Source organism: Streptomyces sp. NPDC018693 (assembly GCF_044391385.1).
In the GTDB taxonomy this organism is placed as follows: Bacteria; Actinomycetota; Actinomycetes; order Streptomycetales; family Streptomycetaceae; genus Streptomyces.
Genome location: NZ_JBIRZZ010000001.1, coordinates 29982 through 55497 on the forward strand (window position 1 = coordinate 29982; position 25516 = coordinate 55497).

27 protein-coding genes and 1 pseudogene are annotated in these 25516 nt (G+C 68.4%); 23 read left to right on the plus strand and 5 right to left on the minus strand.

What is annotated here, in order from left to right; translation table 11 throughout:
• The first annotated feature begins 3 nt into the window (after nt 1-3).
• The 16 genes from rplF to truA all read left to right on the plus strand — a co-directional run bounded on the left by rplF (nt 4) and on the right by truA (nt 11489).
• Nucleotides 4-543 carry a 50S ribosomal protein L6 gene (gene rplF, locus ACH5AC_RS00225; protein WP_398859239.1) on the plus strand — a complete coding sequence of 180 codons (540 nt, stop codon included), beginning with the start codon at nt 4-6 and terminating at the stop codon, nt 541-543.
• A gap of 3 nt (nt 544-546) precedes the next feature.
• Nucleotides 547-927 carry a 50S ribosomal protein L18 gene (rplR, locus tag ACH5AC_RS00230; RefSeq protein ID WP_398859240.1) on the plus strand — a complete coding sequence of 127 codons (381 nt, stop codon included), beginning with the start codon at nt 547-549 and terminating at the stop codon, nt 925-927.
• Nucleotides 928-963: 36 nt separating this feature from the next.
• Nucleotides 964-1569, plus strand: a complete 606-nt coding sequence (rpsE, locus tag ACH5AC_RS00235) for a 30S ribosomal protein S5 (RefSeq protein WP_009190144.1) — start codon at nt 964-966, stop codon at nt 1567-1569.
• A gap of 2 nt (nt 1570-1571) precedes the next feature.
• The gene (gene rpmD / locus ACH5AC_RS00240) at nt 1572-1754 is read left to right on the plus strand and encodes a 50S ribosomal protein L30 (RefSeq protein WP_009190145.1); all 183 of its coding nucleotides are present in this window, start codon (nt 1572-1574) and stop codon (nt 1752-1754) included.
• A 2-nt stretch (nt 1755-1756) separates the two neighbouring features.
• Entirely contained in the window at nt 1757-2212 is a 456-nt protein-coding gene (rplO, locus tag ACH5AC_RS00245) for a 50S ribosomal protein L15 (RefSeq protein ID WP_014674382.1), read from the plus strand.
• Nucleotides 2213-2402: 190 nt separating this feature from the next.
• Nucleotides 2403-3716 (plus strand): preprotein translocase subunit SecY, encoded by a 1314-nt coding sequence (secY, locus tag ACH5AC_RS00250; protein ID WP_398859241.1) that lies wholly within the window; start codon nt 2403-2405, stop codon nt 3714-3716.
• Complete coding sequence (locus ACH5AC_RS00255; RefSeq protein WP_398859243.1) at nt 3716-4378, plus strand: adenylate kinase; 663 nt, start codon at nt 3716-3718, stop codon at nt 4376-4378. The genes secY and ACH5AC_RS00255 overlap by 1 nt, the downstream gene beginning before the upstream one ends.
• Before the next feature lie 97 nt (nt 4379-4475).
• Nucleotides 4476-5312, plus strand: coding sequence for a type I methionyl aminopeptidase (gene map, locus ACH5AC_RS00260; protein WP_398860039.1), 837 nt, complete (start codon nt 4476-4478; stop codon nt 5310-5312).
• 251 nt (nt 5313-5563) lie between these two features.
• Entirely contained in the window at nt 5564-5785 is a 222-nt protein-coding gene (gene infA, locus ACH5AC_RS00265; RefSeq protein WP_003948620.1) for a translation initiation factor IF-1, read from the plus strand.
• Nucleotides 5786-5845: 60 nt separating this feature from the next.
• Nucleotides 5846-5959, plus strand: a complete 114-nt coding sequence (rpmJ, locus tag ACH5AC_RS00270) for a 50S ribosomal protein L36 (RefSeq protein ID WP_004984509.1) — start codon at nt 5846-5848, stop codon at nt 5957-5959.
• 195 nt (nt 5960-6154) lie between these two features.
• The gene (gene rpsM / locus ACH5AC_RS00275) at nt 6155-6535 is read left to right on the plus strand and encodes a 30S ribosomal protein S13 (protein WP_398859244.1); all 381 of its coding nucleotides are present in this window, start codon (nt 6155-6157) and stop codon (nt 6533-6535) included.
• A gap of 68 nt (nt 6536-6603) precedes the next feature.
• Nucleotides 6604-7008: a 30S ribosomal protein S11 gene (rpsK, locus tag ACH5AC_RS00280; protein ID WP_398859245.1), complete on the plus strand. Its 405-nt coding sequence runs from the start codon at nt 6604-6606 to the stop codon at nt 7006-7008.
• 251 nt (nt 7009-7259) lie between these two features.
• Nucleotides 7260-8282: a DNA-directed RNA polymerase subunit alpha gene (locus ACH5AC_RS00285; protein ID WP_003966937.1), complete on the plus strand. Its 1023-nt coding sequence runs from the start codon at nt 7260-7262 to the stop codon at nt 8280-8282.
• 206 nt (nt 8283-8488) lie between these two features.
• Nucleotides 8489-8986, plus strand: a complete 498-nt coding sequence (gene rplQ, locus ACH5AC_RS00290) for a 50S ribosomal protein L17 (RefSeq protein WP_398859247.1) — start codon at nt 8489-8491, stop codon at nt 8984-8986.
• A 158-nt stretch (nt 8987-9144) separates the two neighbouring features.
• Nucleotides 9145-10554 (plus strand): hypothetical protein, encoded by a 1410-nt coding sequence (locus ACH5AC_RS00295; protein WP_398859248.1) that lies wholly within the window; start codon nt 9145-9147, stop codon nt 10552-10554.
• 80 nt (nt 10555-10634) lie between these two features.
• Entirely contained in the window at nt 10635-11489 is an 855-nt protein-coding gene (truA, locus tag ACH5AC_RS00300) for a tRNA pseudouridine(38-40) synthase TruA (protein ID WP_398859250.1), read from the plus strand.
• 15 nt (nt 11490-11504) lie between these two features.
• Here the strand turns inward: truA and ACH5AC_RS00305 are convergent, their stop codons facing one another.
• Nucleotides 11505-12380 carry a hypothetical protein gene (locus ACH5AC_RS00305; protein WP_398859251.1) on the minus strand — a complete coding sequence of 292 codons (876 nt, stop codon included), beginning with the start codon at nt 12378-12380 and terminating at the stop codon, nt 11505-11507.
• A 74-nt stretch (nt 12381-12454) separates the two neighbouring features.
• On the opposite strand from ACH5AC_RS00305, the gene ACH5AC_RS00310 reads away from it, so the two are divergent.
• The 6 genes and pseudogenes from ACH5AC_RS00310 to glmM all read left to right on the plus strand — a co-directional run bounded on the left by ACH5AC_RS00310 (nt 12455) and on the right by glmM (nt 16961).
• A complete protein-coding gene (locus ACH5AC_RS00310) occupies nt 12455-13657 on the plus strand; it encodes a glycosyltransferase family 87 protein (protein ID WP_398859253.1) in 1203 nt (400 codons plus the stop codon).
• A gap of 143 nt (nt 13658-13800) precedes the next feature.
• Entirely contained in the window at nt 13801-14085 is a 285-nt protein-coding gene (locus tag ACH5AC_RS00315; RefSeq protein WP_398859255.1) for a hypothetical protein, read from the plus strand.
• Nucleotides 14060-14116 (plus strand): annotated as a pseudogene (locus ACH5AC_RS00320) (hypothetical protein); the annotation flags it as partial. The gene ACH5AC_RS00315 and the pseudogene ACH5AC_RS00320, both read left to right, overlap by 26 nt.
• A gap of 298 nt (nt 14117-14414) precedes the next feature.
• A complete protein-coding gene (gene rplM, locus ACH5AC_RS00325; protein ID WP_398859256.1) occupies nt 14415-14858 on the plus strand; it encodes a 50S ribosomal protein L13 in 444 nt (147 codons plus the stop codon).
• Nucleotides 14859-14900: 42 nt separating this feature from the next.
• Nucleotides 14901-15413 (plus strand): 30S ribosomal protein S9, encoded by a 513-nt coding sequence (gene rpsI / locus ACH5AC_RS00330; protein WP_146463584.1) that lies wholly within the window; start codon nt 14901-14903, stop codon nt 15411-15413.
• 189 nt (nt 15414-15602) lie between these two features.
• Nucleotides 15603-16961, plus strand: coding sequence for a phosphoglucosamine mutase (gene glmM, locus ACH5AC_RS00335; protein ID WP_398859257.1), 1359 nt, complete (start codon nt 15603-15605; stop codon nt 16959-16961).
• Nucleotides 16962-17224: 263 nt separating this feature from the next.
• Here glmM and ACH5AC_RS00340 read toward each other — a convergent pair whose 3' ends face one another.
• The 4 genes from ACH5AC_RS00340 to ACH5AC_RS00355 form a co-directional block, all read right to left on the minus strand.
• Nucleotides 17225-18433, minus strand: a complete 1209-nt coding sequence (locus ACH5AC_RS00340; protein ID WP_398859258.1) for a glycosyltransferase family 4 protein — start codon at nt 18431-18433, stop codon at nt 17225-17227.
• Entirely contained in the window at nt 18433-21282 is a 2850-nt protein-coding gene (locus ACH5AC_RS00345; protein ID WP_398859259.1) for a CDP-glycerol glycerophosphotransferase family protein, read from the minus strand. Before ACH5AC_RS00345 ends, ACH5AC_RS00340 begins: the two co-directional genes overlap by 1 nt.
• Before the next feature lie 202 nt (nt 21283-21484).
• Nucleotides 21485-22474, minus strand: a complete 990-nt coding sequence (gene coaA / locus ACH5AC_RS00350; RefSeq protein WP_398859260.1) for a type I pantothenate kinase — start codon at nt 22472-22474, stop codon at nt 21485-21487.
• Nucleotides 22475-22556: 82 nt separating this feature from the next.
• Nucleotides 22557-23348 carry a hypothetical protein gene (locus ACH5AC_RS00355; RefSeq protein ID WP_398859261.1) on the minus strand — a complete coding sequence of 264 codons (792 nt, stop codon included), beginning with the start codon at nt 23346-23348 and terminating at the stop codon, nt 22557-22559.
• A 315-nt stretch (nt 23349-23663) separates the two neighbouring features.
• Here ACH5AC_RS00355 and glmS point away from each other — a divergent pair, with 315 nt between their 5' ends.
• A complete protein-coding gene (glmS, locus tag ACH5AC_RS00360; protein WP_398859262.1) occupies nt 23664-25511 on the plus strand; it encodes a glutamine--fructose-6-phosphate transaminase (isomerizing) in 1848 nt (615 codons plus the stop codon).
• Nucleotides 25512-25516 lie beyond the last annotated feature (5 nt).

Consider the following 25516-nt stretch of genomic DNA (forward strand, 5'->3'; position numbering starts at 1 on the left):
GCTATGTCGCGCATCGGCAAGCTCCCCATCGCGGTTCCCGCCGGCGTGGACGTCACCATCGACGGCCGCACGGTCAAGGTCAAGGGCCCCAAGGGCGAGCTGACCCACACCGTTGCTGCTCCGATCGACATCGCCAAGGGCGAGGACGGCACCCTGCAGGTGACCCGCCCCAACGACGAGCGTCAGAGCAAGGCCCTGCACGGCCTGTCCCGCACGCTGGTGGCGAACATGATCACCGGCGTGACCCAGGGTTACGTGAAGAAGCTCGAGATCAGCGGTGTCGGTTACCGCGTGACCGCCAAGGGCTCGAACCTCGAGTTCGCGCTCGGTTACAGCCACCCGATCCTGGTCGAGGCCCCGGAGGGCATCTCCTTCAAGGTGGAGACCCCGACCCGCTTCCAGGTCGAGGGTATCGACAAGCAGAAGGTCGGCGAGGTTGCGGCCAACATCCGCAAGCTGCGCAAGCCCGACCCGTACAAGGCCAAGGGCGTCAAGTACGAGGGCGAAGTCATCCGCCGCAAGGTCGGAAAGGCGGGTAAGTAAGCCATGGCATACGGGCAGAAGATCCTGAAGGGCGACGCCTACAAGCGCGCCGCGATCAAGCGCCGTCACATCCGGATCCGCAAGCGGATCTCTGGTACGGCGGAGCGCCCCCGTCTGGTCGTGACCCGCTCCAACCGCCACATCGTGGCGCAGGTGATCGACGACCTCAAGGGCCACACCCTGGCGTCGGCGTCCTCGCTGGACACCTCGATCCGCGGTGCCGAGGACAAGTCCTCGCAGGCCAAGAAGGTCGGCGCCCTGGTCGCCGAGCGTGCCAAGGCCGCCGGTGTCGAGGCCGTCGTGTTCGACCGTGGTGGTAACCAGTACGCCGGGCGCATCGCCGCCCTGGCGGACGCCGCCCGCGAAGCCGGGCTCAAGTTCTGAGCCGCTTGTAGCTAGCGGAAAGAGAGAGGTAATCCAATGGCTGGACCCCAGCGCCGCGGTGGCGGTGCCGGTGGCGGCGAGCGGCGGGACCGGAAGGGCCGTGACGGCGGCGCTGCTGCCGCCGAGAAGACCGCGTACGTCGAGCGCGTCGTCGCGATCAACCGAGTCGCCAAGGTTGTGAAGGGTGGTCGTCGCTTCAGCTTCACCGCGCTGGTCGTGGTGGGCGACGGTGACGGCACCGTGGGTGTCGGATACGGCAAGGCCAAGGAGGTGCCGGCCGCCATCGCCAAGGGCGTTGAGGAGGCCAAGAAGCACTTCTTCAAGGTCCCCCGGATCCAGGGCACCATCCCGCACCCCATCCAGGGTGAGAAGGCGGCCGGCGTCGTGCTGCTCAAGCCCGCGTCCCCCGGTACCGGTGTTATCGCCGGTGGCCCGGTGCGCGCCGTGCTCGAGTGCGCCGGTATCCACGACGTGCTGTCGAAGTCGCTCGGCTCCGACAACGCGATCAACATCGTGCACGCGACCGTGGAGGCCCTGAAGGGCCTGCAGCGTCCCGAGGAGATCGCGGCCCGCCGCGGTCTGCCGCTCGAGGACGTCGCCCCCGCGGCTCTTCTCCGTGCGCGTGCCGGGGCGGGTGCGTAATCATGGCGCAGCTCAAGATCACGCAGACGAAGTCCTACATCGGCAGCAAGCAGAACCACCGCGACACCCTGCGTTCCCTGGGCCTCAAGCGCCTGGGTGACGTGGTCGTCAAGGAGGACCGCCCCGAGTTCCGCGGCATGGTGCACACCGTCCGCCACCTCGTGACGGTCGAGGAGGTCGACTGATCATGGCGGAGCAGAACCCGCTGAAGATCCACAACCTCCGTCCCGCCCCGGGCGCCAAGACCGCCAAGACCCGTGTCGGTCGTGGTGAGGCGTCGAAGGGTAAGACGGCCGGTCGTGGTACCAAGGGCACCAAGGCCCGCTACCAGGTTCCGGAGCGCTTCGAGGGTGGCCAGATGCCGCTCCACATGCGTCTCCCGAAGCTGAAGGGCTTCAAGAACCCGTTCAAGACCGAGTACCAGGTCGTGAACCTCGACAAGCTGGCCGCGCTGTACCCGGAGGGTGGCGAGGTCACCGTCGAGGGTCTGGTCGCCAAGGGTGCCGTTCGCAAGAACAGCCTCGTCAAGGTCCTCGGCCAGGGCGAGATCTCCGTGGCGCTGCAGGTGACGGTCGACGCCGTCTCCGGCTCCGCCAAGGAGAAGATCACCGCCGCCGGCGGTACCGTCACCGAGCTCGTCTGAATGCCTCAGACGTGTCGATGACATGACGCGATCCCGACCGGGGATGCCCCACAAAAGGGGCATCCCCGGTCGGTCGTTCCGAGGGGGGCAGTGTCGCCGGTAAGGTGGCCTGCACTGTTCTTTTTCCGTATCCGTCGAACCTCAAGACCGTCACCCTTGACGCAGATGCGCGGGGGTCGCAGGAGGCACCGTGCTCACCGCGTTCGCCCGGGCGTTCAAGACGCCCGACCTGCGCAAGAAGCTGCTCTTCACGCTCGGCATCATCGTGGTCTACCGGGTCGGTACCCACATCCCGATCCCGGGCGTCGACTACAAGTCCGTCCAGCAGTGTGTGGACGAGGCGTCCGGCCAACAGGGAATCTTCGGTCTGGTCAACATGTTCAGCGGCGGCGCGCTGCTCCAGATCACGATCTTCGCGCTGGGCATCATGCCGTACATCACGGCGAGCATCATCCTCCAGCTGCTGACCGTGGTCATCCCGCGCCTGGAAGCCCTCAAGAAGGAGGGCCAGGCGGGTACGGCGAAGATCACGCAGTACACCCGGTACCTGACGGTCGCGCTGGCCGTCCTGCAGGGCACCGGCCTGGTGGCCACCGCCCGCAGCGGCGCCCTGTTCTCCGGCTGCACGGTCGCTTCGAGCATCGTTCCGGACCGCGCCATCTTCACCACCATCGTCATGGTCGTCACCATGACCGCCGGTACGGCCACCGTCATGTGGCTCGGTGAGCTCATCACCGACCGCGGCATCGGCAACGGCATGTCGATCCTGATGTTCATCTCGATCGCCGCGACCTTCCCGTCCGCGCTGTGGGCCATCAAGACCCAGGGCACCCTCGCCGACGGCTGGATCGAGTTCGGCACGGTCATCGCGGTCGGCCTGGTCATGGTCGGACTGGTGGTCTTCGTCGAGCAGGCCCAGCGCCGTATCCCCGTGCAGTACGCGAAGCGCATGATCGGCCGCCGCTCCTACGGCGGTACCTCGACGTACATCCCGCTGAAGGTGAACCAGGCCGGTGTGATCCCGGTCATCTTCGCCTCGTCGCTGCTCTACATCCCGGCGCTGATCGCGCAGTTCTCCGACGGGGATTCCGGCTGGAAGCGCTGGATCGAAGCGAACCTCGTCACAGGGACCCACCCGATTTACATCACGATGTACTTCTTGCTCATCGTGTTCTTCGCCTTCTTCTACGTCGCGATCTCCTTCAACCCCGAGGAAGTCGCCGACAACATGAAGAAGTATGGTGGCTTCATCCCGGGCATCCGGGCTGGCCGACCGACCGCTGAGTACCTGAGTTACGTGCTCAACCGGATCACCTGGCCGGGTTCGCTGTACCTGGGTCTGATTGCTCTCGTGCCGACGATGGCGTTGGTTGGTTTCGGGGCGAACCAGAACTTCCCGTTCGGCGGGACCAGCATCCTGATCATCGTGGGTGTGGGTCTTGAGACGGTGAAGCAGATCGAGAGCCAGCTCCAGCAGCGCAATTACGAAGGGTTCCTCCGCTGATGCGAATCGTCCTCGTCGGGCCGCCGGGTGCCGGAAAGGGCACGCAGGCCACTCGCCTTGCCGAGAAGCTGCGCGTCCCGCACATTTCCACGGGCGACCTGTTCCGCGCCAACATCAGCCGGCAGACGGAGCTCGGGAAGCTCGCGAAGTCCTACATGGACGCCGGCAACCTCGTCCCCGACGAGGTGACGATCGCGATGGCCAAGGACCGCATGGAGCAGCCCGACGCCGAGGGCGGATTCCTGCTGGACGGTTTCCCGCGCAATGTCTCGCAGGCCCAGGCGCTGGACGAGCTGCTGAAGACCGAGAACATCAAGCTGGACGCGGTGCTCGACCTCGAAGCCCCCGAGGAGGAGGTCGTCAAGCGGATCGCCGGCCGGCGCATCTGCCGCAACGACTCCGCGCACGTCTTCCACGTGTCGTACAAGAAGCCGTCGAAGGACGGCGTCTGCGACGTCTGCGGCGGTGAGCTGTACCAGCGGGACGACGACTCCGAGGAGACCGTCCGCAAGCGGCTGGAGGTCTACCACACGCAGACCGAGCCGATCATCGACTACTACAAGGCCCAGGGCCTGGTGGTGACCATCGAGGCCATGGGTCCGGTGGACGAGGTGACCGGGCGTGCGCTGACGGCGCTGAAGCGCGAGGACGACGGCAAGTAGCCGTCGGCCGAACTGGCCGTGGCGCCCTCAGGGGTGCCACGGCCTAGTGTTGTGTAGGTAACCGGTTGACGTGAGTGACGGAGAGCGCAGGCTTCCCATGGTGCAGATCAAGAGCCCCGAGCAGATCGCCAAGATGCGCGCGGCGGGGCTGGTCGTCGCCGCGATCCACGCGGCCACGCGGGAGGCGGCCGTGCCGGGGGCCACGACCAAGGACCTGGACGAGGTCGCGCGGAAGGTCATCGCCGAGCACGGGGCGAAGTCGAACTTCCTCGGCTACGGCGGCTTCCCGGCCACCATCTGCACCTCCGTCAACGAGGTCGTCGTGCACGGCATCCCGTCCGAGGACGTCGTCCTCAAGGACGGCGACATCATCTCCGTCGACGCCGGCGCGATCATCGACGGCTGGCACGGCGACGCGGCCTACACGGCCTTCGTGGGCTCCGGTCATGCTCCGGAGCTGGTCGAGCTGTCCCGGGTGACCGAAGAGTCCATGTGGGCCGGCATCGCGGCCATGAAGCAGGGCAACCGGCTCGTCGACGTCTCGAAGGCGATCGAGACCTACATCCGCCGCCAGCCGAAGCAGGGCGGCGGGCGCTACGGCATCATCGAGGACTACGGCGGCCACGGCATCGGCACCGAGATGCACATGGACCCCCACCTGCTCAACTACGTCGACCGGCGCCGCGGCAAGGGCCCGAAGCTGGTCCCCGGCTTCTGCCTCGCCATCGAGCCGATGGTCTCCCTCGGCACCCCGAAGACCGAGGTCCTGGCGGACGACTGGACGGTCATCACGACGGACGGCACCTGGTCCTCCCACTGGGAGCACTCGGTCGCCCTGACCGAGGCCGGGCCGCTGGTACTGACGGCGCCTGACGGGGGCAGGGCGAAGCTGGCGGAGTACGGCATTGTCGCCGCGCCGGATCCGCTGGGCTGAGGTCGGCTGCTGTTCCGTCCCAGGGGGCTCCGCTCCCTGGGACCCCGGGCCCATGCCCACCCACCGCCCGTTTACCGTCGGCCGAGCAGCGGCCGTCGTAGGGCTTGCTTAATGACCTTGTGGGCTGGGCAGGCTTTCTCGATTCGTGTTTCCGGGTGCGCTGACGTAGACTGACTCGTCGGCTCTTGTGCACCCGCATGTCTGCGTGCGCTCACGGAGTCGATCAAGGTAGTCGATTCGAAGGGCGAAGCGTGGCCAAGAAGCAAGGTGCCATCGAGATCGAGGGCACTGTCGTCGAGTCTCTGCCGAACGCCATGTTCAAGGTCGAGCTCCAGAACGGCCACCAGGTCCTGGCACACATCAGCGGCAAGATGCGTATGCACTACATCCGCATCCTCCCTGACGACCGGGTCGTGGTGGAGCTGTCTCCGTACGACCTGACGCGTGGCCGGATCGTCTACCGGTACAAGTAGATCTTGCCCGCGCCCCGGGACGTCCCGAGGCGATGGCACTGACCCGGAGAACCTCACCCAATGAAGGTCAAGCCGAGCGTCAAGAAGATCTGCGACAAGTGCAGGGTGATCCGCCGTCACGGTCGGGTCATGATCATCTGCGAGAACCCGCGCCACAAGCAGCGCCAGGGCTGATCGCACACTGATCGCACCCTCTGCATCGATATCGCAGAGACTTCGCGCGACGCGAGCTGAATTTGTTCATACGCAGGATCCAGACCCTCGGGTCTGACACCCCTGGCTCGGAGGCCAGGGACCCAGTTCGTACCTGGTACGGCGGCTGGGACGCGGTTCTGCGGAAGACCTCCGAAGATCACCAGGAGCCATTGAATGGCACGCGTTTCCGGTGTTGACATCCCGCGCGACAAGCGCGTGGAGGTCGCCCTCACCTACGTGTTCGGCATCGGCCGGACCCTTTCGCAGCAGACGCTGGCCGCCACCGGCGTCGACCCGAACACCCGCGTCCGCGACCTGACCGAAGAGCAGCTCGTCGCGATCCGCGAGTTCGTGGACAACAACATCAAGACTGAGGGTGACCTCCGTCGCGAGATCCAGGCCGACATCCGCCGCAAGGTCGAGATCGGCTGCTACCAGGGTCTGCGGCACCGCCGCGGTCTGCCCGTCCGCGGTCAGCGCACCAGCACCAACGCCCGCACCCGCAAGGGCCCGCGTCGCGCCATCGCCGGCAAGAAGAAGCCGGGCAAGAAGTAGTCCGCAGCGGACTCGCCGTCCAGCGGTCTTCGCTGTAGGACCGACCACCTCCCGTAGGAGATTTCTACATGCCCCCCAAGGGACGTCAGGGCGCTGCCAAGAAGGTGCGCCGCAAGGAAAAGAAGAACGTCGCGCACGGCCAGGCGCACATCAAGAGCACGTTCAACAACACGATCGTGTCCATCACGGACCCGACCGGCAACGTGATCTCCTGGGCCTCCGCCGGCCACGTCGGCTTCAAGGGCTCCCGCAAGTCCACGCCGTTCGCCGCGCAGATGGCCGCCGAGTCGGCTGCCCGCCGCGCTCAGGAGCACGGCATGCGCAAGGTCGACGTGTTCGTCAAGGGCCCGGGCGCCGGTCGTGAGACCGCCATCCGCTCCCTGCAGGCCACGGGCCTCGAGGTCGGCTCCATCCAGGACGTCACCCCGACCCCGCACAACGGCTGCCGCCCGCCGAAGCGTCGTCGCGTCTGACGCGCGGGCTCACTGTGGCTCGGCTGTCGGCTGGGGGTGTGGGGGTTATCCCCCACATGTCGCAGTACGGCTGCCGCCCGCCGAAGCGTCGTCGCGTCTGACGTACGGCCTTCAGGCTTCGGGTTCCGGGCGGTACGGCTCTTTCCGGTCGTGCCGCCCGTACCCTTGCAGTACCCGCGCCTTTCGTTCGGGTGCGGTTTCCGTCGGGCGTCAAATAGCGGGCGTCCACGAAAGAAGGATCTGATCCACACATGCTGATCGCTCAGCGTCCCTCGTTGACCGAAGAGGTCGTCGACGAGTTCCGCTCCCGGTTCGTGATCGAGCCGCTGGAGCCGGGCTTCGGCTACACCCTCGGCAACTCCCTCCGCCGTACCCTCCTGTCCTCGATCCCGGGTGCCGCCGTCACCTCGATCCGGATCGACGGCGTGCTGCACGAGTTCACCACCGTGCCGGGCGTCAAGGAGGACGTCACCGACCTGATCCTCAACATCAAGCAGCTGGTCGTGTCGTCCGAGCACGACGAGCCGGTCGTGATGTACCTGCGCAAGCAGGGCCCCGGTCTGGTCACCGCCGCCGACATCGCGCCGCCGGCCGGTGTCGAGGTGCACAACCCCGACCTCGTCCTCGCCACGCTCAACGGCAAGGGCAAGCTGGAGATGGAGCTGACCGTCGAGCGCGGTCGCGGCTATGTCTCCGCCGTGCAGAACAAGCAGGTCGGCCAGGAGATCGGTCGTATCCCGGTCGACTCGATCTACTCGCCGGTTCTCAAGGTCACGTACAAGGTCGAGGCCACGCGTGTCGAGCAGCGCACCGACTTCGACAAGCTGATCGTCGACGTCGAGACCAAGCAGGCGATGCGTCCGCGTGACGCGATGGCCTCCGCCGGTAAGACGCTCGTCGAGCTGTTCGGCCTCGCCCGCGAGCTGAACATCGACGCCGAGGGCATCGACATGGGCCCGTCCCCGACGGACGCCGCCCTGGCCGCCGACCTCGCGCTGCCGATCGAGGAGCTGGAGCTCACGGTCCGCTCCTACAACTGCCTCAAGCGTGAGGGCATCCACTCCGTGGGTGAGCTCGTCGCGCGTTCCGAGGCGGACCTGCTGGACATCCGTAACTTCGGTGCGAAGTCCATCGACGAGGTCAAGGCGAAGCTGGCCGGCATGGGCCTGGCCCTGAAGGACAGCCCGCCCGGATTCGACCCGACCGCCGCCGCGGACGCGTTCGGCGCGGACGACGACGCGGACGCGGGCTTCGTGGAGACCGAGCAGTACTAAGCGCTCCGCGGGGAGGCCGTACCGCGTCTGCGGGCCGGTTGTGGCTGGTCGCGCCCACGCAGCGGAGCCGCATATCGATACAGCCCCGCGCCCCTTTCCGAGCAGGGCCCCATCGGGCCCTGCTCGGATCTCCGACAGGCGACCGCCTGCTCGGATACTGACCCCGGTACCTGACACGGCCGGGGCAGACACACAGGAGAAAGATCATGCCGAAGCCCACCAAGGGTGCCCGTCTGGGCGGCAGTGCCGCGCACGAGAAGCTGCTGCTCGCGAACCTCGCGAAGGCGCTCTTCGAGCACGGCCGTATCACCACCACCGAGGCGAAGGCCCGCCGTCTGCGGCCGTACGCCGAGCGTCTGATCACCAAGGCGAAGAAGGGCGACCTTCACAACCGCCGTCAGGTGCTCCAGGTCATCACGGACAAGAGCATCGTCCACACGCTCTTCACCGAGATCGGCCCGCGGTACGAGAACCGTCCGGGTGGCTACACCCGTATCACCAAGATCGGCAACCGCCGTGGCGACAACGCGCCCATGGCTGTCATCGAGCTGGTCGAGGCGCTGACGGTGCAGCAGACGGCCGTCGGCGAGGCCGAGGCCGCCACCAAGCGTGCGGTCAAGGAAGACGCCCTCAAGAAGGACGAGGCCACCGAGGCCCCGGCCGAGGCGACCGAGGCTCCGGCCGAGGAGTCCAAGGACGCCTGACGCTTCCGCGTCGCGAATGGGCCCGCCCCTCTTCGGGGCGGGCCCGCCTGCGTTGTGCAGGGGATGGAAGTGGCACAACCTTCAAGGGAGTTCGTGGGTCATGGTTACGCGTCGCCGATCCGGCGCGCCTCATGTCCTACGTACGGGGGTCCCTTCCCATGGCTTCTCTCGCCGCTGTGCGGCGCAGCATCTCCGGGTTCGCGCTCGCCGCGCTGGTCGGCACGGCGCTCGCCAGCCCCGCGCAGGCCCAGACGGAACCGCTGCCGGTGGCCATCACCGGCCCCGACAGTGTGAACCTGTCGCTGCACCCGGGGTCCGGTGATCCGGGTGAGCCGCAGATCGAGCTGGGCCTCCAGGCGCCCGGCGAGCCGGTGCCGGACGACGACGGCATCACGTGGCCGGTCCACCACGGCGAGTACACGGTCACCGTGGACGCGAGCTCCCTGGCCGGTGTCGCCGCGGTGGACTTCTCCCGCCTCGGCGGATGGCGGGGGTGCACCGTCGACGGGCTGGTCGCCACCTGCACCGACTACGAGATCTACGCGGGCGCGGACTACAACGACTTCGGCGCTGTCCGCCTCGATCCGACCGACGAGAGCGCCGCGGGCGACTTCGGCACCATCGAGATCACCGCCGTGGGCGAGGGGCTGGCCTTCACCGGGCACACGGTGAATGTGCTGGTCGGCGGGCCCGAGCTGGTGATGAAGCAGCTGACCGAGCCCGAGGGCTTCCAGGCGGGTGACACCTTCCAGGCGCCGCTGGGCTTCCGCAACCTCGGCGGGCTGGGCGGCCAGGGTGTCATGCTGCGGATCTCCGGCAGCCGGGGCCTGTCTTTCCCCAGCACGTTCAGCAACTGCTGGTACGACCCGCGCGAACCCGACGATCTGCGCGGGCGTTCCACGGCGATCTGCATCTTCGACAGCGCGTTCGCCGCTGAGGCGGCTTACGGGCTGAGCGCGCCCTTCCCGGTCGAGACCGCCGGCTTCGCGCTCTACGACGGGCTGACCTACAGCTTCAGCGCGGTGCCCGCCGCACAGGCGCGGGAGCTGCTCGCCGAGGGCGACTACCAGGCGGGTGCCGGGCAGGCGCTGGAACTGGTGAGCCTGCCGGACGCGGACCCGGCCGACTACACGCGCTATGCGGAGTTCGACTTCCCGACGACGAACACCTTCGATCTCGCTCTGACCGGTGAGCGGCTGCGGGCCCGCCAGGGCGAGACGGTCTCGGTGGACATCGGCTTCGCCAATCACGGCCCCGCCTGGTTCGCCTCGCTCCGTTCCGGCGGTGAGCCGATCATCTTCTGGGTGGATCTCCCCCCGGGCACCACGGCCACCGCGGTCCCCGAGCGCTGCCAGCCTGGCTGGGACGGCTCCGAGGGCGACTACCTCTGCTTCCTCAGCACGCCGATCCTGGAGGACGCGTCGCGCACCTTCACCTTCGGCCTCCGCGTCGATGAGGTGATCAAGAACGCCACCGGCCGCGCGTACTTCGCGTACACGCTGCCGAACGAGGGCAACCCGGCCAACGACTCCGGGGAGATCGTGCTGAACCCGGCGGGCAAGTACTGATCGTCAGCCCGTCCGGCACGAAGCGCGGCGGGTCCGCCCCTCGGGGCGGACCCGTTCCGCATTCCTGAGAGGATTCAGGGGTGAGTGACGAAGTACAGCCCGGACACGTACGGGTGCGCCTTGACCTTTCCTACGACGGCACCGAGTTCTCCGGGTGGGCCAAGCAGGCCGGGGGGCGGCGGACCGTGCAGGGGGAGATCGAGGACGCGCTGCGGACCGTGACACGGTCGCGGGAGACGTACGAGCTGACCGTCGCCGGGCGGACGGACGCCGGGGTACACGCGCGGGGGCAGGTCGCCCATGTGGATCTGCCCGAGGCGGTCTGGCGTGAACACCACGAGAAGCTGCTGAAGCGGCTCGCGGGGCGGCTCAGCAAGGACGTGCGGGTGTGGGCGCTCAGGGAGGCGCCCAGCGGCTTCAACGCGCGGTTCTCGGCGGTCTGGCGGCGATACGCGTACCGGGTCACCGACAACCCGGGCGGTGTGGATCCGTTGCTGCGCAGTCATGTGCTGTGGCATGACTGGCCGCTCGATGTCGACGCCATGAACGAGGCGGCGCGGGCGCTGCTCGGTGAGCATGACTTCGCCGCCTACTGCAAGAAGCGGGAGGGGGCGACGACCATCCGCACCCTCCAGGAGCTGAGCCTGGTGAAGGGCGAGGACGGGATCATCACCGCCACCGTGCGGGCCGACGCGTTCTGTCACAACATGGTGCGGTCGCTGATCGGGGCGCTGCTGTTCGTGGGGGACGGGCATCGGGGGACCGACTGGCCCGGGAAGGTGCTGGCCGCGGGGGTGCGGGACTCGGCCGTGCACGTGGTGCGGCCGCACGGGCTGACGCTGGAGGAGGTCGGGTACCCGGCCGACGAGCTGCTCGCCGCGCGGAGCCGGGAAGCGCGCAACAGGCGCACGCTTCCCGCTGCCGGGTGCTGCTGAGCGGGGCTCAGCCGGTCACTCCTCCGCGGCCGCCGATGCCTGGGCCTCGCCGCGCTTGCGGATCTGCTGGAAGGTGAACTGGGCGAGGTCGTCACCGGTGGTGAAGACCGGGGTGTCCTTGGTCGTCACGTTCTTGCCGTCGGTGAAGCCCGTGAGGGTGAAGTAGGCGTAGCGGCCGTAGGAGTTCCTCGTCGAGCGGCAGATCGCGGCGTTGCAGAAGTTGGCGACGCCGTTGCCGGGGAGGGCCTTGACGATGCTCTTGTCGTCGCTGGCCTGCTTGGCCTTCAGGGCCTGGGCCTCGCTGTCGAAGACGGCCACGCCGACCGTGACGGCCATGCCGTCCCTGGTGTAGGTGACCCGCATCAGGCGGGTGCAGCCGTTGTCGGTGAGGATCTTGGAGAGGGTGCCCTGGGTGTCCGCGGCGCAGTTCTGGCTGTCGGACGTGGCGCCCTTCTTGTAGACGTTCGAGCCCATGGTCAGCTGGGTGCCCGGGAACATGATGTTCGGGCCGTTGGGCGCGGTGTCCTTGACCTTGCTGGAGACGAACTCCTTGGGGTCCAGCGGCGGCGGCGCGCTGGTCGGGGCGAAGGACGGGGTGGCCGACGCGCTCGGCAGGCCGCCGCTCGCGGGCAGCGAGGACGTCGGGCGGTTGTTCGGGTCGTCGCTGTTCGCGGAGACGACGGCCATGGCGACGGCGGTGCCGATGCCGACGACCGCGAGTGCGCCCACGCCGATGAAGAGCAGCCGACGGCGCTTGTTGCGCGTCTCCGACGCCTCGGCGAGCGCGGCCCAGTCCGGCGTCTGCCCGTCAGCGCCGCTGTTCCACGGCTGCTGGGAGTTCGGTTTCCAGGGATCCCACTGGGACTGAGGTCCCCCCTGCCCATAGCTCATGGGGCGCATCTTAGACGGGGAGAGGGGTGTGCTGTTCCCGCCCAACGGGCCTTGAAACCCTTAGCGTTGCGTCAATGAACTTGGCCAAAAGCGACATCTCCGGGTGGTTGGTGCGTCGTTCTCCCTGGCCGCCGTGGATCGGGCTGCTGGCGGTGCTCGGCGGGTTGTCCGGACATGTGGCGCGGGCCACGTCGGACGGGGGGATGGACAACGCGATCGTGGTGCGGGCGGCGCGTGTGTGGTGGGCGGGCGGCTCGCCCTACGACGACCCGCACTTCCTCTATCTCCCGAGTGCCGTTCTCGCCGCCGCCCCGCAGACGCTGCTGTCGCCGCTCGCCTCCCGGGTGCTGGTGCCGCTGGCGGTGACCGCCTGTCTGTGCGCCGGGTGGGCCTGTGCGCTGCGGCTGCACGGGGTGCCGCTGCGCAGCCGGCTCGCGGTGCTGGGCCTGACCGGTCTGGCCGTGGGCTTCGCGCCCTTCGGGCATCTGGTCCTGCTGGGCAACTGGACGGTCACGGCGGCCCTCGCCCTGCCGCTGGTGCTGCTGCTGGTCAGCCGCGAGCGGTGGCTGCTCGCGGGGGCCGTGCTGGGGGCCGCGCTGGCGTTGAAGCCGTTGCTGGCTCCGGTGGCGTTGCTGTTCGTGTTCGCCCGGCGGTGGCGGGCGCTGGGGACAGTGGTGGGGGTGCTGGTGGTGGCCTCCGGGGTGTCGGCGTCGTTCCTGCCCGATCCGGGCGGCTTCTTCACGCGGACGCTGCCGTTCCTGCTGCGGGGCGAGGACTCCTTCGTACGGCTGTACGAGGCGTCGTGGGGGGCGGTGCTGCCGCGGCTGGGGGTTCCGGTCCCCGTCGCTCAGGGGGTGGCGCTGGTGGCCTGTGCGGGTGGCACGGGGTGTGCGTGGCTGCGGTGGCGGCGGGGTGATCCCGGGCCGCTGCGGCTCGCGGAGACGGCGTCCGGGCTGATGCTCTCGGCGTTCCTGGTGTCCAGGCCGTCGTACGACCACTATCTGCTGGTCGTGCTGCCGGTGCTGCTCGCGGGGCTGCCGTACGCCGGGTCGGTGGCTCGCCGGCCCTGGTTCTGGGTGGCGTTGGTGCCGCAGGTGCCGGGGGTTGCCTGGCCGTATCTGGAGGTGCCTCAGCGCAGGGCGTTCCGGGACGCGGTGTCGCTGTCGCTGCTGGCGGGGGCGGTGGCTTGTCGCGGTGTCGCGGGTGGGGTGACTGCCGTGTCGCGGGTGCCGGTCGTGGGTGGCTTGTCGCGCCCACGCGGCGGAGCCGCAAACTGAACAGGGTCCCGCGCCCCTGAGGGTCGGCACCGCCGACCCCGCGGCCACCCCGGCCGCCGCCCGTGTTCTCGACTGGCTCGGGCATCTGCCGGGGCGGGCGCAGAACCGGGTGGCGCGGAGTTCCTCGGGGGTACGCGCCGTACGTGGACGACGTTGTCCCTGACCCCGGCCGGCCGCCCACGCGGCTGTACGGCTTCGCGGGCGGTACGGAGGGCTGGTCCGGGTGTCTGACCAAGGCCGGGACCTGGCCGGTCACCGAGTGGGTGGGGGAGGGTGCCCGGTCGCTGAAAGCGGACGTCGAGCCCGGCGGGCGGCGCGCCACGAGCGGCTTCCTGCTGGTGAAGAGCGGGCCGGACCGCACGGGGGGACGGCGGCACGCACGCCGTCACCTCGTCGACCGCCGGTACCGTGGTGGCGTGCAAACCTGACCGGACTGACCGACCGGGACCGCGTCTGTGAGATCGGTGTGCAGTTCGTGTACGACGCGGCCGCCGCGGGTGGGTCGTCCGTCCATGTCGATGACGTGGCCGTATGGTGACGGGCTCGTTTTGACCCGTGCGTGGGGGCGCGGGTATTCTGCCTAGTCGTTGTGTATTGGCTTGCTCATTCTCACGGGACGGGCCCTTACACCGGTCCACCGGGCCGATGACCAGCGACCCCACGCACGCGGTATGCGTCGCCGCCGTGAGGTCAGGGCTGTCGTGATCGTTTCGGTGACCTGTTCAGGACCATTCACTCGAAGCGAAGGCTACGAACCGTGCGTACGTACAGCCCCAAGCCCGGCGATGTGACGCGCCAGTGGCACGTCATTGACGCTCAGGACGTCGTCCTGGGTCGTCTCGCCAGCACCGCCGCCTCCCTTCTGCGAGGCAAGCACAAGGCGATCTACGCGCCTCACGTCGACACCGGTGACTTCGTCGTCATCATCAACGCCGACAAGGTGCACCTCTCCGGCAACAAGCGGACCCAGAAGATGGCGTACCGCCACTCCGGCTACCCCGGCGGTCTGCGCTCTGTCCGCTACGACGAGCTGCTGGCGAAGAACCCGGAGAAGGCCATCGAGAAGGCCGTCAAGGGCATGCTCCCCAAGAACACCCTGGGCCGTCAGATGCTCTCGAAGCTGAAGGTCTACTCGGGCGACCAGCACCCGCACGCTGCCCAGCAGCCGGTGCCGTTCGAGATCACCCAGGTCGCGCAGTAAGTCCGGCCACCCCCTAAGACTGAAGAGAATCTGAGGAGCATCGTGGCCGAGACCACTGCCGAGCAGCCGCTCGAAGAGCTTGACATCGACAGCTACACCACCGAGTCCGAGGTTCCGGTGGAGGGTGAGTACACCTCCGAGTCCCTCGCCTCGCGCTTCGGTGAGCCCCAGCCGGCCGCCGGCCTGGGCCGCCGCAAGAACGCCATCGCCCGCGTCCGGATCGTCCCGGGCACCGGCAAGTGGAAGATCAACGGTCGCACCCTCGAGGACTACTTCCCGAACAAGGTGCACCAGCAGGAAGTCAACGAGCCGTTCAAGGTCCTGGAGCTCGAGGGCCGCTACGACGTCGTCGCCCGCATCGCCGGTGGCGGTGTCTCCGGTCAGGCCGGTGCGCTCCGTCTCGGTGTCGCCCGCGCGCTGAACGAGGCCGACGTCGACAACAACCGCGGCCCGCTGAAGAAGGCCGGCTTCCTCCGCCGCGACGACCGTGCGGTCGAGCGCAAGAAGGCCGGTCTGAAGAAGGCCCGCAAGGCTCCGCAGTACAGCAAGCGCTAAGCGCCGGCTGCCTGCACGTACGTATCACGGTTTTCCTGTACGTACTCCGAACGCCCCGGCGGCACGCCATTGTGCCGTCGGGGCGTTCGTTTATCACCACCTACGGGCGTATAACGACACAAGACGTTCAAAGGCTTGTGTGATGTGGACTGAGAACTGACGCCTCACCAGGATTCACCAGGAGGACAAGTGGGACGACTCTTCGGCACGGACGGCGTGCGCGGCGTCGCCAACGCGGATCTGACGGCCGAGATGGCGCTCGGACTGTCCGTCGCGGCGGCGCACGTACTGGCCGAGGCGGGCACCTTCGAGGGCCACCGGCCGACCGCGGTCGTCGGGCGGGACCCGCGTGCGTCCGGGGAGTTCCTGGAGGCCGCGGTCGTCGCCGGTCTCGCGAGCGCCGGCGTCGACGTGCTGCGCGTCGGGGTGCTGCCCACGCCGGCCGTCGCCTACCTGACGGGCGCGCTGGGCGCCGACCTCGGGGTCATGCTCTCCGCCAGCCACAACGCCATGCCCGACAACGGGATCAAGTTCTTCGCGCGCGGTGGGCACAAGCTCGCCGACGAACTGGAGGACAAGATCGAGACTGTGTACGAGGAGCACCGGCGCGGGGAGCCGTGGGAGCGGCCGACCGGGGCGGGCGTCGGGCGGGTGCGGTCCTACGACGAGGGCTTCGACCGGTACGTCGCCCATCTGATCGGGGTGCTGCCGAACCGGCTGGACGGGCTGAAGATCGTCCTCGACGAGGCGCACGGGGCTGCCGCGTGGGTGTCGCCGGAGGCGTTCTCGCGGGCCGGCGCCGAGGTCATCACCATCGGGGCCGAGCCGGACGGGCTCAACATCAACGACGGGTGCGGGTCGACTCATCTGTCGTTGCTGAAGGAGGCCGTCGTCGCGCACGGGGCCGCTCTCGGTATCGCGCACGACGGGGACGCGGACCGGTGTCTCGCCGTCGACCACGCCGGTGAGGAGGTCGACGGGGACCAGATCCTCGCGGTGCTCGCGCTCGCCATGCGGGAGCGGGGGGCGCTGCGGTCGGACACGGTGGTCGCGACCGTCATGTCCAACCTCGGCTTCAAGCTGGCGCTGGAGCGGGAGGGGCTGCGGCTCGTCCAGACGGCGGTCGGTGACCGCTATGTGCTGGAGGAGATGAAGGAGCACGGGTACGCGCTGGGCGGCGAGCAGTCCGGGCACGTGATCATCCTCGACCACGCGACGACCGGGGACGGGACGCTGACCGGGCTGATGCTGGCGGCGCGGATGGCGGAGACGGGGAAGTCGCTGCGTGAGCTGGCGTCGGTGATGGAGCGGCTGCCGCAGGTGCTGATCAATGTGCCCGACGTGGACAAGTCCCGGGTCGGGAACTCGGCCGATGTCGTGGCTGCCGTCGCTGAGGCGGAGCGGGAGTTGGGGGCGACCGGGCGGGTGCTCCTGCGGCCTTCCGGGACCGAGCCGTTGGTTCGGGTGATGGTCGAGGCGGCGGATATCGAGCAGGCGCGGAGTGTTGCGGGGCGGTTGGCTGACGCGGTGAAGTCGGCGCTCGGCTGAGCCGCCGCACGCCCGCCGTGGCGCGGCACCACAGCGTTCCGGAGCGGACGGGTGGTGCCGCGCGCGGTACGGATCCCGACGCCTCGTCGGGTTCGTGACACTTGTTGCTGCTTCTCGCCGAGATTGGCGAGCTGATCCACCGGGCCGACCAGGCCCGCGCACGTGCCCTGGTCTCTCGACTCGAACACGTGCGCGCACTTGGCCGCAAGGGCCTGCGCCGCTGCCAACGCGACCTGCGGCCCCCGAAGTTCTTGAGTGAAAGGTCACAGCTCCAGGAGAGCGAAAAGGCTTTCCCAGCGGCTGGTGATCTTGTCAGTGGAGTACCGCTGGATATTCTCGCGGGCCGTCTCACCCATCTGGTCGCGCAGCGTCTTGTCCGACATCAGCCTGCTCATCTGGCGGGCCAGTTCGAAGGTGTTGCCGGGAGGGGCGAGGAGGCCGTCCGTGCCGTCGTCGATGATCTCGTGGACGCCGGGGGCGACATCGAAGGCGACGCAGGGGACAGCGGTGGCCATGGCTTCCATCAAGGCCAGCGGGAAGCCCTCGCCGCGTGAGCTGAGCACGAAGATCGAGCTCTCCCGTAGCGCGCTGGGGACGTCGCTGGTGCGGCCCATCCACTCCACGGAAGACTCCACGCCCAGCTTGGCGGCCTGTTGCCGCAGGGCGTCCTCCTCGGCGCCCGAGCCGTAGATCCGCAGGGTCCAGTCCGGGTGTTCGGTGACGACCAGGGACCAGGCGTCCAGGAGCAGGTCGACGCCCTTCTCCTCATGCAGCCGGCCGATGCTCACCACGGTCTTGGATGCACGGGGCGAGGGAGTCTCAGGGTAGAAAGGCAGCGGGTTCGGCATGAAGCCGACGTTGTCCATGCGCTGACGGATCCACAGGTCCGCGTCCTCGCGGGTCAGTGTGAGCATACGGTCCACGTCAGCGTAGTAGCGCTTGACGCGTTGAAAACGGGAGGACTTGCGGCAGGTCTCGTAGGACTCGTGGCTCATGCCGATCACGGTCACGCCCGAGGTGTCGGCGAGTGCCACCCACTCCATCGCCCATACCTGGGTCACGATGACGACCGCGCCGGGGCGGGCTGCCCGGAACAGCCTGGTCAGCTTGACCGCCTGCTCGCGCATGCCGGCCTCACGCGCGGCGCGGCGGCGCTGCTCGGCGAGATCGAGTCGGCCCCTGAGGCCGCGTGCGGGTGCCACGTTGGGTGGGTGGACGTCGTACAGCGTCGTGGTCTGATACGGCAGGTCGTCCCCGAGCTCGGCGGCACGGCCCTCGGGGGGCGGGACGATGCCGACGACGTGCACCCGGTGGCCCCGGCCACTGAACAGGCGGGCCATCTGATGGGACCAACTGGTGATGCCGCCCATCTCGTTCACGCTGTTCGAGACGAAGATGATGTCCCGGGACGGCGCCTCAGGGCTCCCGTCGGCTTCGGGGACGTGGGTCTCGGCTGTGGTCTGCTGCGTCATCAACGGCTCCAGGCGGCGAAGAACTGGTCGACGATGCTTCGGGCGGCGTTGCCCTGGTCGTATTCGCCGAACTGGGCGACAAAGCGCTTACGGGCGGGCGCGTACTCCTCGGCCTGGATGTCGAGGGCTCGGACGGCCTCCAGGAACTCGCTCTCGGAGTGGAGCACGGGTCCGGGCGCATGCTCGGGCAGGTCGAAATAGGTGCCGCGGCTCTGGCGGGTGTATTCGTCGTAGTCGTAGGTGAAGAAAAGCATGGGGCGGCCAAGGAGCGCGTAGTCGAACATCACGGAGGAGTAGTCCGTGATCAGCGCGTCCGAGAGTTCCAGGACCTGGGTGATGTCGTGGTGGCCGGACACGTCGATGACGTGGCCGCGAACGGTCGGCGGAAGCACCACGTGATTGAGGTAGTGCGCGCGCACCAGCAGCACATAGCGGTCACCGAACTCCTCGGCGAAACGCTCCACGTCGAAGGGCAGCTCGAAGCGGTTGCTCCGGCCGCCGGCCCTGCGGAAGGTCGGGGCGTACAGCAGGACCGTCCTGTCGTCCGGGATCCCCAGTTCGGCCGCAAGCGGGCCGCGCTCGCGCCGACCCACAGTGAATTCCCGCTGCTGGGTGCGGACCAGCGCGTCGTTGCGCGGGTATCCGACCCGCAGCAGCTTCTGCTCCTTGATCCGGAACGCCCTGGCCAGCGTGCGCACATCGTGCTCGGAGCGGACGAGGAAATGGTCGAAGCGGTCCAGCGCATTCTGCTCGGCCTGCTGCCGGTTGCGGGGCAACGCCTTGAGTTCGGCAAGGTCAAAACCCATGCGCTTGAGCGCCGAGCCGTGCCAGGTCTGGATGTACGTGGTCCCGGGCCGCTTGCTGAGCTTGAGAGGGAAGCCCTGGTTGTCCACCCAGAATTCAGCCTGGGCCAGCATCTTGAGATACGGCAGAGACCAGCGGCGCACCAGGGTGGCATCCTTCGGGAAGCCCTCCGGGCTGGACTGGTAGGACCAGACCGCCTCGAACTCAAGGCCGCGCCTGCGCATTTCCTCGTAGATGGCGCGCGGGCTGTCGCTGTACTGACGGCCCAGGTGGCTCTCGAACACGACGGTGCGTTTCTTGATCGGCAGACGGCTGAAGACCTCGTGGTACAGGCGCAGCTTGGTGTCACCGGAGGTGAGGGTCTTGCGCAGTGACCTGGCCCGGCGGTAGCCCGACTTGGCCAGTGTGCCCGGCCTGCCCCGCACCCCGCGGTCGATGAACTTCTGCACCCGCTCGCTGGTGTGGCTCTCGGTCACCAGACGGAAGGCGAGATGCCCCTTGGCCGAGACGTGCGGTTCGAGGTGATCGGCGACCATGCGGGTCAGCCGCGGCCGCACCGGCAAGCCCTCGGGACTCAGGGCGGTGTCGCCGACGGTGAGCCGGGTGGTGGTGCGCTCGCCGTTCACGTCCAGGTGGAGCCGTACGTCCCAGACCGCATCGATGATGCCCAGCGGCCGCAAACCGGTGGTCAGGTCGGCCGCTGCCTCCCAGTGCACACTCTGACCGTCGTGGCGCAGGGTTCGCACCGGGAACGTGAAGGACTGCAGGCTGCGCCTTCGGGCGCTGAACAGCAACTCGCCCCGCAACTCGGCGTCGGCCGGGATCGCGCCCAGCGGGTTGGTGATGTCACCGGCCATGCGCACGGTGCGGCCAGAGACGGTGAACTGCGAGAGCTGGTTGCGCAGGATCATCCTGGGCAGAGGCTTGTCGTGGTAGCCCAGACCGGTCACATCCAGGACACTGCGGCCGAACTCGTCGTCGAGATGCTCGGCGCACCAGTAGATCCGGCCGTCCCGCTCAGCCAACGGTGAGGAGATCTTGTCACGGTGCGTGAGGGTGTCGACGGCGGGGATCAGCCGCTCCCAGTCGCTCTTCTGCAGCAGATAGGCGCAGATCGCTTGGATCGGCAGCACCTCTTTGAAAGCCGCCGGGTCCACCGTGGCCAGGTACTCCTGGGAGAGCTCGGCGAACTCACGGCGGTAGCCCTCGTCGCGGAAGGGCAGGTCACGCAGGTGCAGCACCAGGTCATGCTTGAGGAACTTGACGTCCTTGGCGAATCTCAGGTCGGTCAGACCGTGGTCTGCCAGCAGGGCGTCGATACGGCGATGGATGTCCAGCCGATGCACATAGTTGGTCATGTCGTGTCGGCTGTTGGTCACCGACTTGTTCTCGGCTCGCTCGTGAACGTGCCAGAAGTAGACCTGGTTGGGGATGAGGGTGATGCTCTCCGCCGCAAGATATGCCTCGGCGATGAACATCAGATCCTCGTAGTACACGCCCTTCGGGAATCGTAGATCTTTGTCGATGAGGAACTCACGCCGATAGCACTTGTTCGTGGACAGCGTGTCCCATACGAACAGATCCGGCAGCTCTGTGATCGACGACACAGTACGCCTGGAGCGGTACAGCCACGGATACCACTCGACGCGCTTCTCGTTGCGCGTGTCCTTGTGCAGGCGCACACACAGGCCGGACACCATGTCGGAGCCGGTCTCCTCAGCGGCTTCGAAGAAGTTCCGGCAGGCATTGCGCTCCAGGACGTCATCACTGTCCAGGAACATCACATAGCGCCCCGCCGCCTGCTGGATACCCAGGTTGCGTGGCTCGCCGCCGGCCCCGCTGTTCTCCGGGAGCTGGAACGCACGGACCCGGCCGGGGTGAGCGGCTTCCAGTTCCTGCGCCACCAGGAAGGACCTGTCCGTGCTGCAGTCGTCGACGATCAGAACTTCGACACTCCGCAGTGTCTGGTTCAGCACGGATTCGACTGCGGTCGGCAACCGATCGGCATCGTTGTAGACGATCACCACTACGGATATGTCCGGCACAGCAACCTCAACCCTCTACATGGGACAACTTCACCTCACCAAGATATCTCCCCCCGTTCACCCGGAGCGCAGGGGCGAGCCGAGTACGTTGCCCTCTAATCGTCGGGGGTGCGAGTGAGCGGTCGAGTGAGGTGCGAATGTGATGTAGCTGACTACTTCGATTCGCCGGACGCATGACCATGGTCACAGGACGTTCACCCGGTCACAGCTTGCGTAGGCGGAGACGTTGGACCTTGTGGTCCGGGCCCTTGCGCAGGACCAGAGTCGCTCGGCCGCGGGTGGGGGCGATGTTCTCCACCAGGTTCGGTCTGTTGATGGTGCGCCAGAGGGTGCGGGCGTAGGCGAGGGCTTCTTCCTCGGAGACCTGGGTGTACTTGCGGAAGTAGGAGTCCGGGTTCTGGAAGGCCGTCTGACGGAGCTTCTGGAAGCGGCTGAGGTACCAGCGTTCGATGTCCTCGGCGCTCGCGTCGACGTAGACGCTGAAGTCGAAGTAGTCGGCGAGGCCGACGCGGGTGCGGCCGTCCGTGCCGGGGAGGGCCGGCTGGAGGACGTTCAGGCCCTCGACGATCAGGATGTCCGGGCGGCGGACCGTGAGCTTCTGGTCCGGGACGATGTCGTAGATGAGGTGCGAGTAGACCGGGGCCGTCACCTCGGCCTTGCCGGCCTTGATGTCGGCGACGAAGCGGGTGAGGGCGCGGCGGTCGTAGGACTCGGGGAAGCCCTTGCGGGACATCAGGCCGCGGGCCTCCAGCTCCTTGGTGGGGAGCAGGAAGCCGTCCGTCGTCACCAGCTCCACGCGGGGGTGTTCCGGCCAGCGGGAGAGCAGGGCCTGGAGGAGGCGGGCGACCGTCGACTTGCCGACCGCCACCGAGCCGGCGACCCCTATGACGAACGGGGTGCCGGACTGGGAGCCCTGTTCGCCGAGGAAGGTGTTCAGGGCGCCGCGCAGGCCGTCCGTGGCACCGACGTAGAGGTTGAGCAGGCGGGAGAGGGGCAGGTAGACGTCCCGTACCTCGTCGAGGTCGATGACGTCACCGAGGCCGCGCAGTCTCTCGACCTCTTCCGCGGTGAGCGGCAGCGGCGTCTTGTCGCGCAGTGCGCTCCACTCCGCGCGGGTGAGGTCGACGTAGGGAGTCGCCTCCGGCCGCTGCCGGTGGGCGCTCCGGGGGATCGGGGAGACCGGAGAGATCACAGTCCATTGTTAACGGAGTTCGAACGGGATGGCGGGTGGGGTGTGTCACGCCATCCCGTTCGGCCCGCTGGGTCGGCTCAGCTCAGCTCAGCTTGGCGAGCTGGGCGTCGAGGAGCGCGGTCGGGAACTCGTAGTCCTCGCCCAGGGCGATCGCGCCGGGGTTGAGGACCGGGAAGTAGGCGAGGGTGGCGCCCTTGCGGACGACTACGCTCTTGGTCGGGCCGACCACGTCGTCCCCGAAGTCCACGGTCATGGTCACGGCCAGCGCCTCGTCGGCGCCCTTCGGCGCGTCGGTGGTGGCGACCTTCTGGACCTTGGTGGTCTCGTCGCTCTCGGTGAAGGAGAAGCCGCCCGCGCACTCCGTCGCCGCCTTGACGAGGTCCTTCATCGCCTGCTCGGCGCCGCCCTCCGCGTAGGAGGCGAGGGTCACGACGGTCTGCTCGGCGGTCATGCCGGCGATGAACGCCTCCTCCTCGGTGGCGCCCGCGGCGGGCTTCTCCGCCTCGCCCTGCCACTTGCGCTTCACGGTGGCCGCCGGCTCGCCGACGTAGGAGCCGACCTGGAGCAGGGCGAGCGGGGCGCACGCCGGCTTGTCCGCGACCACGCCGTCCTGCGCGACGTCGTCGTCCGAGGCCAGCTTCTCGGTGACCTTGCCGCTCTTGGCGTCGGCCTGCGTCAGCGCGGCCTTCTCCAGCTCGGCGGCGGTCAGCGCCTTGGCGGCGGCGGGGGCGGCGGAAGCAGCCGGGGTGGCGGCCTGGCTGGTCTCGCCGCCCTTGGCCTTGTCAGCGTCCTCGGAGCCGCAGGCGGTGGCCAGCAGGGCGAGGGCGGCGGCGGAGGCGGCGAGCGCGGTACGGCGGACGGCGGTGGATCTCACGTCGGGGTGTCTTTCTCTCGGAGCCGCGAAAACGGATCACGGCGTTCCGGTGCACCTTATGCGTGGCGTCCGCACAGGGGGGCAGCGGGCTGGCATCCGGTACGGGACCGTGATGGCAAGGTGATCGGCCGAGGGAGTCGAGGACGTGGGCTTCGTGGTGGCCGAAGTGGGCGGCCAGGTGGGTAGCGGTGTACTGGGCGTCGGTGTGCGGGCGCGCTGTGACCGGCGTTTCGGTGCTCGTACCCCCGTGGGAATTTCCGAAATCGGGCACGCGGAGGGGGGTTCGGGGGGCTGACGGGTCGTAGGCTGCCGCGCATGTGCGGAATCGTGGGATACGTGGGGTCTCAGTCGGCGCTCGATGTCGTGATGGCCGGGCTGAAGCGGCTGGAGTACCGGGGTTACGACTCGGCGGGCGTCGCGGTGCTCGCCGATGGGGGGCTGGCGGCGGGGAAGAAGGCGGGCAAGCTCGCCAATCTGGAGAAGGAGCTCGTCGAGCGGCCGCTGCCGGCCGGGACGACGGGGCTCGGGCACACGCGATGGGCCACGCACGGAGGGCCGACCGACGCCAACGCCCATCCGCATCTCGACAACGCCGGGCGCGTCGCCGTCGTCCACAACGGGATCATCGAGAACTTCGCCGTGCTGCGGGCGGAGTTGGCGGAGCGGGGGCATGAGCTGGCCTCCGAGACCGACACGGAGGTCGTCTCTCATCTGCTCGCCGAGGAGTTCTCGTCCTGCGCGGACCTGGCGGAGGCGATGCGGCTGGTGTGCCGGCGGCTGGAGGGGGCGTTCACGCTGGTCGCGGTGCATGCGGACGAGCCGGATGTGGTCGTGGGGGCGCGGCGGAACTCGCCGCTGGTGGTGGGCGTGGGGGAGGGCGAGGCGTTTCTGGCGTCCGATGTCGCCGCGTTCATCGCCCACACGCGGTCGGCGATCGAGCTGGGGCAGGACCAGGTCGTCGAGCTGCGCAGGGACGGGGTCACCGTCACCGGGTTCGACGGGCGGCCGGCCGATGTGCGGTCGTACCACGTGGACTGGGACGCCTCCGCCGCCGAGAAGGGCGGCTACGACTACTTCATGCTCAAGGAGATCGCCGAGCAGCCGAAGGCCGTCGCCGACACGCTGCTGGGCCGGATCGACGTCTCCGGGGCGCTGACCCTGGACGAGGTGCGGATCTCGCCCGCCGAGCTGCGGGAGGTCGACAAGGTGGTGATTGTCGCGTGCGGTACGGCCTTCCATGCCGGGCTCATCGCCAAGTACGCGATCGAGCACTGGACGCGGATTCCGTGCGAGGTGGAGCTGGCGAGCGAGTTCCGGTACCGGGATCCGATCCTGGATTCGCGGTCGTTGGTGATCGCGATCTCCCAGTCCGGCGAGACCATGGACACGCTGATGGCGCTACGGCACGCGCGGGAGCAGGGGTCCCGGGTGCTGGCGATCTGCAACACCAACGGGTCGACGATTCCCCGGGAGTCGGACGCGGTGCTGTACACGCACGCCGGTCCTGAGGTGGCGGTGGCGTCGACGAAGGCGTTCCTGACGCAGCTGGTCGCCTGCTATCTGGTGGCCCTGTATCTGGGGCAGGTGCGGGGCACCAAGTGGGGGGACGAGATCCAGGCCGTCATCCGGGACCTGGCTCAGATCTCCGGTGAGGTCGAGCGGGTGCTGGAGACCATGGAGCCGGTGCGGGAGCTGGCCCGGTCGCTCGCCCACAAGAACACGGTGCTGTTCCTGGGGCGGCACGTCGGCTATCCGGTGGCCCTCGAGGGCGCGCTGAAGCTGAAGGAACTCGCCTACATGCACGCCGAGGGCTTCGCCGCCGGTGAGCTCAAGCACGGGCCGATCGCCCTGATCGAGGACGACCTGCCCGTGGTCGTCGTGGTGCCCTCGCCTCGTGGGCGGTCCGTCCTCCACGACAAGATCGTGTCCAACATCCAGGAGATCCGGGCGCGGGGGGCGCGGACCATCGTGGTCGCGGAGGACGGGGACGAGGCGGTGGTGCCGTACGCCGATCATCTGATCCGGATCCCGGTGACTCCCACCTTGCTGCAGCCGCTGGTCTCCACGGTGCCGCTGCAGGTGTTCGCGTGCGAGTTGGCGACCGCGCGCGGGAACGAGGTGGACCAGCCCCGGAACCTGGCGAAGTCGGTGACGGTCGAGTAGGAGCT

Coding starts and splice junctions, on each gene's coding strand:
- rpsE (WP_009190144.1), top strand. CDS start 964: ATGGCTGGACCCCAGCGCCGCGGTGGCGGTGCCGGTGGCGGCGAGCGG.
- ACH5AC_RS00310 (WP_398859253.1), top strand. CDS start 12,455: ATGAACTTGGCCAAAAGCGACATCTCCGGGTGGTTGGTGCGTCGTTCT.
- rplO (WP_014674382.1), top strand. CDS start 1,757: ATGGCGGAGCAGAACCCGCTGAAGATCCACAACCTCCGTCCCGCCCCG.
- rpmJ (WP_004984509.1), top strand. CDS start 5,846: ATGAAGGTCAAGCCGAGCGTCAAGAAGATCTGCGACAAGTGCAGGGTG.
- ACH5AC_RS00255 (WP_398859243.1), top strand. CDS start 3,716: ATGCGAATCGTCCTCGTCGGGCCGCCGGGTGCCGGAAAGGGCACGCAG.
- rplQ (WP_398859247.1), top strand. CDS start 8,489: ATGCCGAAGCCCACCAAGGGTGCCCGTCTGGGCGGCAGTGCCGCGCAC.
- ACH5AC_RS00305 (WP_398859251.1), bottom strand. CDS start 12,380: ATGAGCTATGGGCAGGGGGGACCTCAGTCCCAGTGGGATCCCTGGAAA.
- ACH5AC_RS00295 (WP_398859248.1), top strand. CDS start 9,145: ATGGCTTCTCTCGCCGCTGTGCGGCGCAGCATCTCCGGGTTCGCGCTC.
- ACH5AC_RS00285 (WP_003966937.1), top strand. CDS start 7,260: ATGCTGATCGCTCAGCGTCCCTCGTTGACCGAAGAGGTCGTCGACGAG.
- rplR (WP_398859240.1), top strand. CDS start 547: ATGGCATACGGGCAGAAGATCCTGAAGGGCGACGCCTACAAGCGCGCC.
- glmS (WP_398859262.1), top strand. CDS start 23,664: ATGTGCGGAATCGTGGGATACGTGGGGTCTCAGTCGGCGCTCGATGTC.
- map (WP_398860039.1), top strand. CDS start 4,476: ATGGTGCAGATCAAGAGCCCCGAGCAGATCGCCAAGATGCGCGCGGCG.
- rpsM (WP_398859244.1), top strand. CDS start 6,155: ATGGCACGCGTTTCCGGTGTTGACATCCCGCGCGACAAGCGCGTGGAG.
- ACH5AC_RS00340 (WP_398859258.1), bottom strand. CDS start 18,433: ATGACGCAGCAGACCACAGCCGAGACCCACGTCCCCGAAGCCGACGGG.
- rpsK (WP_398859245.1), top strand. CDS start 6,604: ATGCCCCCCAAGGGACGTCAGGGCGCTGCCAAGAAGGTGCGCCGCAAG.
- rplF (WP_398859239.1), top strand. CDS start 4: ATGTCGCGCATCGGCAAGCTCCCCATCGCGGTTCCCGCCGGCGTGGAC.
- rpmD (WP_009190145.1), top strand. CDS start 1,572: ATGGCGCAGCTCAAGATCACGCAGACGAAGTCCTACATCGGCAGCAAG.